This is a genomic window from Butyrivibrio sp. AE3004 (genome assembly GCF_000703165.1).
Taxonomy (GTDB): Bacteria; Bacillota; Clostridia; order Lachnospirales; family Lachnospiraceae; genus Butyrivibrio.
This window is the reverse complement of record NZ_JNLQ01000002.1, coordinates 2,348,576-2,362,602: the sequence shown is the minus strand read 5'-3', so window position 1 is coordinate 2,362,602 and position 14,027 is coordinate 2,348,576. Positions and strand designations below refer to the sequence as shown.

General features: G+C 42.1%; 10 protein-coding genes. All 10 read left to right on the top strand.

All coding sequences use genetic code 11. The annotated features are described in order from the left end of the window. Positions 1-36: 36 nt before the first annotated feature. The 10 genes from BV60_RS0113150 (at position 37) to def (ending at position 14,022) form a co-directional block, all read left to right on the top strand. Positions 37-1,431: an MATE family efflux transporter gene (locus BV60_RS0113150; RefSeq protein WP_029322468.1), complete on the top strand. Its 1,395-nt coding sequence runs from the start codon at positions 37-39 to the stop codon at positions 1,429-1,431. Next, positions 1,432-2,091, top strand: coding sequence for an HAD family hydrolase (locus BV60_RS0113145; protein WP_029322466.1), 660 nt, complete (start codon positions 1,432-1,434; stop codon positions 2,089-2,091). It begins immediately after the preceding gene. A 63-nt stretch (positions 2,092-2,154) separates the two neighbouring features. Continuing rightward, positions 2,155-3,459 (top strand): HlyC/CorC family transporter, encoded by a 1,305-nt coding sequence (locus BV60_RS0113140; protein WP_029322464.1) that lies wholly within the window; start codon positions 2,155-2,157, stop codon positions 3,457-3,459. Between the two features lie 100 nt (positions 3,460-3,559). Continuing rightward, positions 3,560-3,709: a six-cysteine ranthipeptide SCIFF gene (gene scfA, locus BV60_RS21170; protein WP_035777272.1), complete on the top strand. Its 150-nt coding sequence runs from the start codon at positions 3,560-3,562 to the stop codon at positions 3,707-3,709. Positions 3,710-3,828: 119 nt separating this feature from the next. Next, complete coding sequence (scfB, locus tag BV60_RS0113130; protein ID WP_029322462.1) at positions 3,829-5,256, top strand: thioether cross-link-forming SCIFF peptide maturase; 1,428 nt, start codon at positions 3,829-3,831, stop codon at positions 5,254-5,256. Positions 5,257-5,276: 20 nt separating this feature from the next. Continuing rightward, positions 5,277-7,556: a protein translocase subunit SecDF gene (locus BV60_RS0113125; RefSeq protein ID WP_029322460.1), complete on the top strand. Its 2,280-nt coding sequence runs from the start codon at positions 5,277-5,279 to the stop codon at positions 7,554-7,556. Between the two features lie 120 nt (positions 7,557-7,676). Further along, entirely contained in the window at positions 7,677-9,467 is a 1,791-nt protein-coding gene (recJ, locus tag BV60_RS0113120; RefSeq protein WP_029322458.1) for a single-stranded-DNA-specific exonuclease RecJ, read from the top strand. A gap of 189 nt (positions 9,468-9,656) precedes the next feature. Next, a complete protein-coding gene (locus BV60_RS0113115) occupies positions 9,657-11,153 on the top strand; it encodes a UDP-N-acetylmuramoyl-L-alanyl-D-glutamate--2,6-diaminopimelate ligase (RefSeq protein WP_029322456.1) in 1,497 nt (498 codons plus the stop codon). Then, on the top strand, positions 11,153-13,417 hold the full coding sequence (gene priA, locus BV60_RS0113110) for a replication restart helicase PriA (protein ID WP_029322454.1): 2,265 nt from the start codon (positions 11,153-11,155) through the stop codon (positions 13,415-13,417). The genes BV60_RS0113115 and priA overlap by 1 nt, the downstream gene beginning before the upstream one ends. 110 nt (positions 13,418-13,527) lie before the next feature. After that, positions 13,528-14,022, top strand: a complete 495-nt coding sequence (gene def, locus BV60_RS0113105) for a peptide deformylase (RefSeq protein WP_029322452.1) — start codon at positions 13,528-13,530, stop codon at positions 14,020-14,022. Positions 14,023-14,027 lie beyond the last annotated feature (5 nt).

Sequence of the window (14,027 nt, the reverse complement as noted above, 5' to 3'; positions counted from 1 at the left end):
TTGATTGACGATGGACTTTAATTCCGGGTATAAAAAATGAGAAATACAAACAAAAAATATGAGATAGATATGACTAAGGGGGCTCTTCTTCCGAAGATTCTCCTTTTTTCCGTTCCACTACTGATTTCAAGTGTACTGCAGCTGCTTTTTAATGCTGCCGATATCGTTGTTGTGGGACAATTTTCAGGAGATCAGACCCTCGGAGCAAACTGTGTGGCGGCTATCGGATCGACAGGATCTGTTATTAATATGCTTCTCAGTGTTTTTATGGGATTGTCCGTCGGAGTTAATGTGCTTGCCGCAAGATATTTTGCCGGCAAACAGAAAAAAGAGATGGAGGAGACTGTCCACACAACCATAGCACTTGCTCTCATAGGCGGAGTGATCATCGCTGTCATAGGATTCATTGCTGCAAGACCTATTCTTGAACTCATGGGTTCTCCTGAGGAGGTTATAGGTCTTTCAACTGTTTATATGCGTATATATTTTATCGGAATGCCGGTAACAATGTTGTATAACTTCGGAGCTGCAATCCTGCGTGCGGCAGGAGATACCAGAAGACCGCTGTATTACCTGATGAATGCCGGTGTTATAAATGTGATACTGAACCTGATTTTTGTAATGGGATTAAAGATGAATGTTGCGGGTGTTGCGCTCGCTACAATCCTTGCCCAGGCGGTTTCGGCATTTTTAATATTGAAGGCGCTTGTAAATACAGAGGAAATTTATAAGCTTGATCCGAAGAAAATCAGAGTTAATCCCGATAAGGCAAAGAGAATAATAAGAGTGGGACTTCCTGCAGGCCTTCAGGGAACCATCTTTTCATTTTCAAATGTCCTGATCCAGTCTTCAATAAATGAGTTTGGATCGGTGGCAATGGCAGGAAGTGCAGCCGGAGCAAATCTTGAGGGCTTTGTATACATGGCAATGAACTCGGTTTACCAGGCATGCGTATCCTTTACCAGCCAGAATGTAGGTGCGAACAAACCGGACAGAATCGGTAAGGTCCTTAGAACCTGTCTTGGAGTTGTATTTGTCGTGGGGCTTTCAATGGGTAATCTGTTCTACCTGTTTGGAGAACAACTTGTGGGCATTTATACAAAAGAACCCGCTACAATAGAGTACGGCGTTCAGAGAATGGCAGTTATCTGTACCGTATATTTTCTGTGCGGATGCATGGATGTAATCTGCGGAAGCTTAAGAGGAATGGGATATTCGACAGTTCCGATGATAGTATCGATCATTGGTGCCTGCGGACTTCGAATCGTCTGGATACTTACTGTTTTCAGAATGTACCATGACCTTACGGTTTTGTATATTTCATATCCTGTAACATGGTTCATAACCGCCTCTGCGCATCTTATAAGCTATTTTATCATCAAGAAAAAGGTTGTCTCAAAAATGGGAGACGGAAAGGCAGTAACCGCATAAATGTCTAAATATAAAGCAGTAATATTTGACCTCGACGGAACACTTTTATATACCCTGGAGGATTTGAAAAACAGCGTGAACTTCGCATTGGAGAAGAATGGATTTGAAACCTGTACTTTATCGCAGATACAGTACAGAGTCGGAAACGGGGTACAAAAACTTATGGAGAGGTGCGTGCCGGATGGCCTTTTAAATCCTGCCTTTGAAAAAGCATTTTCCGATTTTAAGGAGCATTACAAAATTCATTGTAATGACAACAGCGGCCCCTACGAGGGAATCCCCGAGCTTTTGAAAAGACTTAAGGAAAGCGGATATAAGCTTGCAATAGTTTCCAATAAGTTCATGGATGCCACAAAGGAGCTTTCCGAGCTGTATTTTAAGGATACGATAGATGTTGCTATTGGAGAGACAAAGGATATCAGAAAGAAACCTGCTCCGGATACCGTTATTGAAGCAATGAAGATTCTTGGAGTTACAGCCAAAGATTCGATTTATGTCGGAGATTCGGATGTTGACATAAATACAGCCAAAAATTCAGGAATGCCCTGCATAAGCGTAGCATGGGGCTTCAGGACCAGAAAAGAGCAGGAAGAAGCAGGCGGAACGATTTTTGCCGATACACCAACGGACGTTTTTGATATAGTAGAGGAAAAGAGATAATAAAGCGGCCATAGTCCGATAAGAGTCAGATATAAACTATTGTTTATAGAGGAGGATAATAACTTGCAACAGAATATAATACAGACGATCATTTTGATTTTTCTTGTATTTTTATCTGCTTTTTTTTCATCTGCGGAAACAGCCATGAGCTGCGTCAGCAGGGTCAGGATAAAGACTCTTGCTGAGGAAAACAATAAAAGAGCCATGGCGGTGCAGAATATAATAGACAATTATCAGGATATGCTTTCTGCAGTCCTTATAGGTAATAATATTGTTAATCTGTCAGCTTCTGCGCTTGCAACAATCTATGTTCAGAGAATCTGGGGAGACTGGGCAATCAGTATCGGTACAGGCGTTCTCACTATTGTGGTTCTTATCATAGGCGAAATTATCCCCAAAACAATAGCAACTACCTACGCTGAGGAAATGGCGCTTTTTTATGCAAGAATAATCCTTTTTATCATGAAGGTATTAACTCCCGTTATCTGGATTGTTAACACTGTCGCAGATATAGTTCTTAGTATTTTGAGAGTTGATAAAAACAGTCATCAGCTCATGACGGAAAAAGAATTAAAGACTTATGTTGATGTAAGCCATGAGGATGGTGTTATCGAGAGCGGCGAAAAAGAGATGATCTACAATGTGTTCGAGTTTTCGGATGCCGTTGCCAAGGATGTTATGATACCAAGAATTGATATGAGCTGTGTGAGCTCCGATGCGGAATACCATGAGGTCATGCGTGTGTTCAAGCAGGAGATGTATACGAGAATTCCGGTATATGAGGATAATCAGGATAACATAATCGGACTTATAAATATTAAGGACATGGTTCTGGTTTCGGATAAAGACAATTTCAAGATCAGCGATTATCTGCGTGAAGCATATTATACCTATGAATACAAAAAGACGGCGGATCTTCTTATGGAGATGAGAAAAAATGCGCAGAATGTAGCATTTGTGCTTAGTGAATACGGCGCTACGGTGGGAATGATAACTCTTGAGGACCTGCTTGAGGAAATTGTCGGTGAGATACGTGATGAGTATGACTCCGATGAAGAAGAACAGATAAGAGAGCTTGGTGACGGAAGATTCCTTGTGGAAGGAAATATGAAGCTCGATGATGTAAACGATGCTTTGGGAACAGCTTTTGAATCAGATGATTATGATTCCATCGGAGGCCTTATGATCGAAAATCTCGACAGACTCCCGAGGGGAGGAGAGACCACCAGGCTTGAAAACGGAGTTGAACTTACAGCCAGCGCCATCAAGAGAAACAGAATTACAGACGTTCTCGTTTATATACCTGAGGGGGCTTTTGAAATGAAGGAAAACACTGCTGAAAGTGAGCAACCTTCAGAAGATAAGTAAGAAAAAAAATCTTTTCCCGAGGCATAAATTATGATATACTTTTGAACTGTGGAAAACTGTTGTTTTTCAGTATTAATCCTGTACGAAAAGGAGACGAGATATGAAGCACGTAAAGACACTTGCAACAAGAAATCTTAAGGAGTCTATGAAGAAGGGCGGCTGCGGCGAATGCCAGACATCTTGCCAGTCTGCATGCAAGACTTCATGTACTGTTGGTAACCAGAGCTGCGAGCAGGTTACTAATAAGTAATTGTGTGTTTAACTAAATAGTTTAATAAAACAGGCAGCGGCCATGCCGCTGCTTGATTTATGAAAACTATGTTAGATGCATGAATAATTCAAAATTAGAAAAGGTAGTGAGAATTTTATATGGTACATGCATACAAGAACAACGGATATGATATTGTTCTGGATGTAAACAGTGGTTCCGTTCACGTTGTGGATGACATTGTTTTTGACCTAATCCAACCCGTGGAGGAACAATTGATAAGGCGCTTTAAGTCTGCTGATATTACTGCAGAGGGCGCTAAGGACGTTGATGACGAAAAGCTTTGTGAGGAGCTTGTTTCTGAGCTTTCAGAGAGCTTCGGACAATATGATAAAGCAGATTTGAGCGATGCTATATCAGATATTTTAGAGCTCAGAAGAAACGAAGTCCTTTATACGGATGATGTATATGAGAACTACGTTGAAGAATTCAAAGAAAGAGACACAGTGATCAAGGCGCTCTGCCTCAATATCGCACATGACTGTAATCTCAGATGTAAATATTGCTTTGCGGATGAGGGAGAGTATCACGGAAGAAAAGCCCTTATGACTGAGGAAGTCGGTAAGGCTGCTCTTGATTTCCTTATTAAGCATTCCGGTGGCAGAAAAAATCTTGAGGTTGATTTCTTTGGCGGAGAACCGCTTCTTAACTGGGATGTTGTTAAAAAGATAGTTGAGTATGGGCGTAGTCTTGAGAAAGAATACGATAAGAATTTCAGATTTACTCTGACAACCAACGGAACTTTACTTACAGACGAAATACTTGAATTTGCCAACAAGGAGATGGGTAACATCGTCCTTTCCATAGACGGACGTAAGGAAGTAAATGATAAGATGCGTCCGATGCGCGGAGGTCAGGGAACCTACGACAATATCGTTCCTAAATTCAAAAAGGTGGCAGAGAGTCGTCACCAGCTCAGATACTTCGTGAGAGGAACTTTCACGCACAATAATCTGGATTTCTGTGAGGATGTTAAGCACCTTGCGGATCTGGGATTCAAACAGATATCGGTTGAACCGGTTGTGGCTAAACCGGAAGACTGGTACGCTATTAAGGAAGAGGATATTCCTTATCTTTGTGATCAGTATGATGAGCTTGCCAAGTTCTATCTGCAAAGACAGAAGGAAGGAAAGGGCTTTAACTTCTTCCATTTCAATATCGACCTTGAAGGAGGTCCTTGTGTTGCCAAGAGACTTTCAGGATGTGGTTCGGGATGTGAATATCTTGGGGTAACTCCTTGGGGAGACCTATATCCCTGCCATCAGTTTGTTGGTAACGAAGACTTTATTATGGGGAATGTTTTTGAAGGAATCACAAGACCCGATCTTCAGAAACAGTTCAAGGAGAGCAATGTGTACTCGAGACCAGAGTGTCAGAAGTGCTTTGCGAGATATTATTGCAGCGGAGGTTGTGCTGCAAACGCCTACAACTTTAATGGTGATATAAATACAACCTATCATACGGGATGTGAGCTTCAGAGAAAGCGTGTTGAATGCGCGATCATGATTAAAGCCGCACAGGCCGAATGAATATAACGGAGGGTGAGAAAATGAAAAGAGTAAAATCAGTAATCGCTTTGCTCGTGGCAATTTTGCTGCTTGCGGGTCTGGGGTATACTTCGGTGTATGGCCTTGGAAGCGAGAAATCAGGATCACTGAAGAGCATTAACCTCGGACTTGATCTTGCGGGTGGTGTCAGCATCACTTATGAGGTACTTGGAGATGGTACTCCCAGTGCTGAGGACATGGCAGATACAATTTACAAGCTCCAGCAGCGTGTAGATCAGTACAGCACAGAGTCACAGGTTTATCAGGAAGGTTCAAACCGTATTAACATCGAAATTCCCGGTGTTACAGATGCGAACAAGATCCTTGAAGAACTTGGACAGCCCGGTAATCTGTACTTTATAGCACAGACTGATAGTGAGGGTAATGAAAACTATACATATAATTCCGGCTTCACAGTTGATGAAGAAGGCAATTATGTTCTTAACGAAGATGGCAAGATGGGATATGTTCTCAACAAGACCATCGAAGAGCTCGAAGCTGACGGATCAATCGTCCTTAAGGGTGAAGACGTAGCTGAGGCTCAGGCAGGTTATCAGAATTCAGGTACTGCCAATACTCAGGAAGTTGTTGTTTCTCTTGATTTTACAGATGCAGGAAAACAGAAATTTGCTGAGGCTACCAAGAAGGCTTATGCTAACGGCGAGTCAATCGGTATCTACTATGACGGTGAGTTTATTTCAGTTCCCACCGTTCAGGCAGAGATTACAGACGGTAGAGCGGTAATTACCGGTGAGGAATCATTCGAATCAGCATCAAACCTTGCATCTATGATCCGTATCGGTGGACTAAAGCTTCAGCTTAACGAATTACGTTCAAATGTAGTAGGTGCTCAGCTTGGTTCAGATGCTATCCACACAAGTATGATCGCAGCCATTGCAGGTTTCATTGCAATTATTCTGTTTATGATCATCTTCTACAAGCTTCTCGGTATAGCAGCAAGTATAGCTCTTATGTTCTATTGTGGATTGGAGATCCTTCTTCTTTCAGCATTTGAGATTACACTTACACTTCCCGGTATCGCCGGTATCATCCTTTCAGTAGGTATGGCGGTAGATGCTAACGTGCTTGTATTTGCCCGTATCAGAGAAGAGATAACAGGCGGTAAGGATGTTAAGGCTGCTATCAAGACAGGTTACGGAAAAGCTCTTTCAGCTATCCTTGACGGTAACATCACAACACTTATTGCAGCTGCAATCCTTGGACTTCGCGGAACAGGTACTGTTAAGGGATTTGCTTCAACACTTGCACTTGGTATCATTGTTTCAATGTTCACAGCTCTTTTTGTTACAAGAGCGATTTCAAATATCTTCTACGGACTTGGACTTGAAGATAAGAAGTTCTATGGAAAAGCAAGAGAAGTTAAGCTTTTAGACTTTACTACAAAGAGAAAGATGTTCTACGGAATATCTGCTGCCATTATCGTAGTCGGATGTATCTTTATGGGTGTTAACGCCGGACGCGGAGAAGGCGCATTCAACTACAGCCTTGATTTCGTTGGTGGTACATCAACAAGCGTAACCTTTAACGAGGCATGGACAACAGAGAAGCTTGACAGCGAGATCGTTCCTAAGATCAAAGAGCTTACAAATGTTGATTCAGTTCAGGTTCAGACTGTTGCAGGTTCAAACCAGGTAATCTTCAAGACAGCTACACTTACAATTGATCAGCGTGAAGCAGTTGATAACATGTTTAAGACAGATTACTCTGTACCTGCTGAGAACATTTCAGCTGAGAGTATCAGTTCAACAATCAGTAACGAGATGCGTGCGGATGCAACATCAGCTATGATAATCGCACTTGTTCTTATGCTTGCATACATCTGGATCAGATTCAGAGATATCAAGTTTGGTGCTGCTGCTATTATTGCTCTTGCACATGATGCACTTATTGTTATTACATGTTATGCACTTACAAGAATTCAGGTCGGTGGTACATTCATCGCAGCAATTCTTACAATAATCGGTTATTCAATCAACGATACAATCGTTACATTCGACCGTATACGTGAGAATCAGGTATTCCTGAATCGTCAGGATCAGCTTGAAGAGCTTGTTAATAAGAGCGTAAGCCAGACAATTACACGAAGCTTGTTCACTTCAATAACAACCTTCATCATGGTTCTTTCACTGTTCATCTTCGGTGTGCCGGATATCCGCTTCTTCGCTCTTCCTCTTATGGTCGGCGTTGTAGCAGGAACATATTCATCAATCTTTATCGCATCACCGATATGGCTTGATCTTAAGAAAAAGTTTACTAAATAATTTTGATGAGTGGGGCTGTCGCTGATTGCGGCAGCCCTTATTTATCTTATAAGAAATTACTCCGTAATGGACAAGGCTTTCGCAAAGCAAAAATCATACCAATTATCAATGAGGATTAACATGGCAAAATGGTTAGAAACTAGAAAAAGCGCAGATTTTATAAAGATAGCTAAGAAGCATGGCATTTCTCCCATAACAGCGAGAATTCTTCGTAACAGAGAAGTGTACAGGGATGATGAGAATGATGATATAGATATGTATCTAAGTAGCGATGAGAAGTATCTTCATGATCCCCATCTCCTTAAGGACATAGATAAGGCTGCTGAGATAATGAAGGAGAGAATTAAAGCGGGTGACTCCATCAGGATAATAGGAGACTATGATGTTGATGGTATTTGTTCATCATATATTCTGCTCTCGGGATTAAAGCTTTGCGGTGCCTGTGTGGATGTTGTACTTCCACATAGAATACAGGATGGCTATGGGCTTAGCGTTTCTCTTGTTGACAAGGCACATGAGGATGGTAAGCAGACAATTATTACCTGCGACAACGGAATAGCTGCTCTGGACCAGATTGCTCATGCTAAAGAACTTGGGATGACGGTTATTGTTACCGACCACCATGAGGTTAGTTATTCGGAGGATGATAAGAGCAGGATGATCCTGCCACCGGCAGATGCGGTTGTTGATCCGAAGAGACGGGACGAGTCTTATCCCTTCAGCGAAATATGCGGAGCAATGGTTGCATATAAATTTATACAGGTACTTACTGAAAAGATGGGAATCAAAAATGACCTGACTCTTGAACGCTTTTTTGATGAGATGACCATATTTGCCGGCTGGGCAACTGTGTGTGATGTAATGCCTTTGAAGGATGAAAACAGAATTATCGTTAAGCGTTCCTTTAATGCAATAACCAGGACAGAAAATGAAGGACTTCGAGCACTCTTACGTGCTAATGAAATAGACCCTTACAGTGTGACCTGTTATATTTACGGCTTTGTAATCGGACCTTGTCTTAATGCAACGGGTAGACTTGACTCAGCTATGAGAGGCCTGGAGCTTTTGATGGAAAATAATCCCTCCGCAGCTGCAGAGATCGCGCTTGAACTTAAGGAACTTAATGACAGTCGTAAGGATATGACTCAGGAAGGTAAAGATGAAGCAATGGAGCTTATTGCAAAATATGAAGGTAACCTTCCGGATGTTCTTGTGATTTATATGCCTGAGCTTCATGAATCAATTGCGGGAATTATAGCGGGAAAGGTCAGAGAAGAAGTAAACCATCCTGTTATGGTGGTTACGGATACTAAAGATCAGATGGTAAAAGGATCGGGGAGATCCATAGAAGCTTATCATATGTTTGAAGCACTGAGTGAATGCAGGGATCTGCTTACAAAATTCGGTGGACATAAGATGGCAGCAGGCTTTTCGCTTAAAAAAGAAAACCTGGAGGCATTCAGGGAGAAACTTAATGCTAACAGTAAACTGGAAGAAAAGGATTTTGTTGAAATACTGCATCTCGATATGGTACTTCCCATCAGATATATAAATATGGAGCTTCTTAAGGAAATAGAGAGACTTGCACCTTTTGGACAGGGCAATCCCGAGCCTTTATTTGCTGCGAGAAATGTAGAGCTTGTAAAGGGAAGGATCATGGGCAAAAACCAGAATGTAGCTAAGCTTACAGTAAGAGACGAAGAAGGTCAGCCCTATGAAATGATGGTGTTTGGAAGTATATTTGATAAATGGAATGAATTTCTTGATGTTAACTTTGGTGCAGATAATCGAGAAAAGCTATATAATGGGGGATGTAATGAAAAAATGACAGTTAATATTGCTTATCAGCCAAAGATAAATGAATTCAGAGGTGAAGAAAGTATTCAGATCATTTTGAAAGACTTTTGCTAAAAATTTCTCTATAAACCACAAAACACACGCTCGTAAGCGTGTGTCTGCGGTTTCTTATGAGGGGGAGATAGTTAGTTCATCAACTATCTTGATAATAATATACATTTTAAATGTGAACTGTTTGTGTTCAAAAACTTAAGAAAAACAGTAGAATTATTTATGATTTTATTAAGAAGAGGAGAGAAGGATATGAAACTCGAGAATCTGCTAAAAAACTTAAAGTATGAGGCTTTTATCGGGAATTCCGATAAGAAGGCGGATGTTTCCTGTGTGGAGATAACCAAAATCGTAAGGGATAATCGTAAAATTACAGAAGGATGTCTTTTCTTATGTATAGAAGGAATGAATTTTGACGGACATTCTGCTGCAAAGGAAGCCGCTGAGAACGGGGCTGCGGCAATTGTTGTGGAAAAGGAAGTTGAACTTCCCGAAAATACAGACATGGTAGTAGTTAAGGTGGATAGTACCAGATATGCTATGGCATTTATTTCCGCAGAGTGGTTTGGCAATCCCGCAGAGAGCTTAAAGACAATCGGCATAACAGGTACAAAGGGTAAAACAACAACAACCTACCTTATAAAGAATATGCTTGAAAATGCAGGTCATAAGTGCGGACTTATAGGAACGATCGAAGTTATCATAGGTGATGAGCATATTCATTCGGAAAATACCACACCGGAATCCTATGATCTTCAGCAGTATATGCGCAGAATGGTAGACGCCGGCTGCGACAGCGTGGTTATGGAGGTTTCATCTCAGGCACTTATGCTTCACAGAAGTCAGGGCTTTATTTATGACATCGGTGTATTCACAAATATTGAGGCTGATCATATCGGACCCGGGGAGCATAAGGATTTTGAAGATTATATGCACTGCAAAGGCCTTCTGTTTAAACAGTGCAGGGTTGGAATTGCAAACGCTGATGATCCCCATATGGAGGACGTTACAAAGGATCACACCTGTGAACTTACCACTTATGGTTTTTCCGAGAAGGCAGACCTTTGTGCCATAAATCTGGCTTATCTTCATAAGCCCGGTGAACTTGGAGTAATGTTTGATACAAAAGGAATTATTGAGATGCATGCTCAGGTTCCTACTCCCGGCAGATTCAGCGTATATAATGCACTTTGCGCAATTGATGTTGCTAAGCAGCTTGGATGTGACAAAGAGGTTATTGCAAGTGCTCTTAAGAAGGCACATGTAAAAGGCAGAATAGAGATGGTCAAGGTTTCGGACGACTTTACTCTGATGATTGACTATGCACATAATGCAATGGCGCTAAAGAGTCTTCTCAGTACTCTTCGCGATTATCATCCGACTCGTTTGATATGTGTGTTTGGCTGCGGCGGAAACCGTTCAAAGCTCAGAAGATTTGAAATGGGTGAAGTGAGCGGAAAGCTTGCTGATTTTACAATAATCACTTCGGATAATCCGAGATTTGAAGATCCTATGGATATCATGAATGATATTGAAACAGGAATGAAGAAAACGGACGGCGAGTACATCAAGATTGCTGACAGAAAGGAAGCTATCCGTTATGCAATAGAGAACGGTGAGAAAGGTGACATTATCGTTCTTGCCGGAAAAGGTCATGAGGACTATCAGGAAATCAAGGGTGTTAAATATCCAATGGATGAAAGAGTTCTTATTCAGGAGATTTTAAAGGAAATTCAGGAAAAGGCTTGATGGAAAAAGGGAGTTACTCTTTTGCAAACATAATAATCGATATCTCCCACGAAAAGGTGGACAGACCTTTTCAGTACAGAATACCCGAAAAGCTGCAGGGTAAAATAGAGCCCGGGAGCTGTGTCAGCGTGCCTTTTGGAAGAGGGAATACCAAAAGATGCGGTTATGTATTGGAGATTACCGATGTACCGCAGTTTGATCCCGAGAAGACCAAGGAAATACTTGGAATTGAGGAAGGCGAGATGTCTGCTGAGGGCATCATGGTACAGCTTGCAGCGTGGATGCGCAAAAATTACGGCTCGACTATGATAAATGCCCTGCGAACGGTTATTCCCGTCAGAAAAAAATCCAAGACACTACTGCGCCGTTATATTAAGCTTGGTGTGAGCGTAGAGATGGCTACGGATTTTTATGATAGCTGTGTAAAAAAGCATCAGGTGGCAAGGGAAAGAGTGCTTAATGCCTTACTTGAAAACCCTTCGGAGAGAATCCCCTATGAGCTTGTGACAGGAAAACTAAATGTAACTGCCCAGGTAATCAGGGCGCTTTCCGAAAAAGGCATAATTATTGTTGAGAGCGAGGAGTATTACAGAAATCCCGTAGGGGATGTTAGTGCGTCCGGGAAACAGATAACCTTAAGCACAGAGCAGGAGAATATAGTAAGAAGTGTGATCTCCGATTATGATAACGGAGTAAGGCAGACCTACCTTATACACGGAATAACCGGAAGCGGTAAGACCGAAGTATATATAAAGATGATCGATGAGATCATTGAAAGAGGAAAGCAGGCAATTGTCCTTATTCCTGAGATTGCACTTACTTATCAGACACTCATGCGCTTTTACAGGCACTTTGGTGAGAGAGTTTCGGTTATGAATTCAACTCTCTCCCCGGGAGAAAAATATGACCAGGCAAGGCGTGCAAGCGAGGGCGATATTGATATTATCATAGGTCCGAGATCTGCACTTTTTACTCCTTTTCCAAACGTGGGCCTGATCATTATTGATGAGGAACATGAGAGCTCCTACAAGAGTGAGACCATGCCCAAGTATCACGCAAGGGAGACCGCAATAGAACTGGCAAAGCTTGTTCCAGGTGGTGCGAGTGTGGTTTTGGGATCAGCTACCCCTTCACTTGAAGCATATTACAGAGCCATGAAGGGTGAGTATAAGCTGTTCGAATTAAACAGGAGACTGACGGGAGGAACACTCCCGGAGGTTGAAATTGCTGACCTTAGGGAAGAGCTAAGGAGCGGGAACAGGTCAATTTTCAGCAGAAGCCTTCAGGAAAAAATACAGGAAGCTCTGGACATGGGACATCAGATCATGCTTTTTATAAACAGGCGAGGACTTGCGGGATTTGTATCCTGCAGGTCATGCGGCTATGTTTTCAAATGCCCGCACTGCGATGTGTCTATGTCTGAGCACAGAGGAGGAATGCTTGTATGCCACTACTGCGGTTATACTCAGCCTGTTTCCAAAAACTGTCCTGAGTGCGGTTCAAAATATGTTTCAGCTTTCAGGGCGGGAACGCAACAGATTGAAAAAGAAGTAAACAAGATTTTTCCTAAGGCAAGAGTCCTTAGAATGGATGCTGACACTACAAGGACAAAAGGAAGCTATGAAAAGATACTGTCGGCGTTTGCTTCCGAAGAGGCGGATGTTCTTGTAGGAACTCAGATGATCGTGAAGGGGCATGATTTCCCAAATGTTACAGTGGTCGGTATACTTGCTGCCGATATGTCTCTTAATGCGTCGGATTACAGGGCGGGTGAGAGAACTTTTCAGCTTTTGACTCAGGCTGCGGGAAGAGCCGGAAGAGGTACTCATCCCGGAAGCGTTGTGATACAGACCTACCAGCCTGACAACTATGCGATAATAAGTGCTGCGGCCCAGGATTATCAGTCTTTTTATGAGGAAGAAATATCCTACAGGAGTCTTCTTAGATATCCACCGGCTGCGCATATGCTTGCTATACAGATTTGGGCGAAGGATGAAAACTTCGGGAAAGAAAGGGCAAATAAGCTTCGTGCCTATATCGACAGAATGCAGATTTTGGGGACTGTGATCATAGGACCTGCTTTTGCAGCCATAAGTAAGATAAATGATATTTTCCGAATGGTCATATATGTGAAGCATGAGGATGACAAAGCACTGACAGAAATAAAGGATATGCTGGAGAAGGTTCTTAATGTATGGGAAAGCAAGGGCGTTATGCGCTATCTTCAGGTTCAGTTTGACTTTGATCCTATGAATTTTATGTAGCCGGGTGTGTTACCAAGAATAATTGCAATTAATGACATCTGTGATATACTAAGGTACTAATCATGGATAAAGGATAAACATAATGGAAGCACAGAAAGAAAGGTGAAAAAATGGCACTCAGAGAAATTAGAGAATACGGTGATGATGTACTTGCACGCCCTTGCAAAGAGGTTAAGGAGGTAACTCCCAGACTTCGCGAGCTTATAGAGGATATGTTTGATACGATGTACGATGCGAACGGTGTTGGACTTGCTGCACCTCAGGTCGGCATCTTAAAGAGAATAGTAGTTATTGACTGCTCACCTGAGGGAGATGATCCTCATCTTCTTATCAATCCGGTGATCGTTGAAACAAGCGGAGAGCAGACTGGCTATGAAGGATGTCTTTCACTTCCCGGAAAGTCAGGAGTTGTGACCAGACCTAATTACGTTAAAGTCAGAGCCTATGACATAGATATGAAGCCTTTTGAACTTGAAGGCACGGAGCTTCTTGCAAGAGCTATCTGTCATGAATGCGATCATCTTGACGGACATATGTATGTTGAGAAGGTTGAGGGCGAGCTTGTAAATAACGAAGACTTACAGAAGTCTGAAGAGGAAGAGTAATTTAT

Bases quoted from the DNA above. Each gene is read 5' to 3' on its own strand.
- priA (WP_029322454.1), top strand. From the start codon at position 11,153: ATGGAAAAAGGGAGTTACTCTTTTGCAAACATAATAATCGATATCTCC.
- BV60_RS0113115 (WP_029322456.1), top strand. From the start codon at position 9,657: ATGAAACTCGAGAATCTGCTAAAAAACTTAAAGTATGAGGCTTTTATC.
- BV60_RS0113125 (WP_029322460.1), top strand. From the start codon at position 5,277: ATGAAAAGAGTAAAATCAGTAATCGCTTTGCTCGTGGCAATTTTGCTG.
- def (WP_029322452.1), top strand. From the start codon at position 13,528: ATGGCACTCAGAGAAATTAGAGAATACGGTGATGATGTACTTGCACGC.
- BV60_RS0113145 (WP_029322466.1), top strand. From the start codon at position 1,432: ATGTCTAAATATAAAGCAGTAATATTTGACCTCGACGGAACACTTTTA.
- scfA (WP_035777272.1), top strand. From the start codon at position 3,560: ATGAAGCACGTAAAGACACTTGCAACAAGAAATCTTAAGGAGTCTATG.
- recJ (WP_029322458.1), top strand. From the start codon at position 7,677: ATGGCAAAATGGTTAGAAACTAGAAAAAGCGCAGATTTTATAAAGATA.
- BV60_RS0113150 (WP_029322468.1), top strand. From the start codon at position 37: ATGAGAAATACAAACAAAAAATATGAGATAGATATGACTAAGGGGGCT.
- scfB (WP_029322462.1), top strand. From the start codon at position 3,829: ATGGTACATGCATACAAGAACAACGGATATGATATTGTTCTGGATGTA.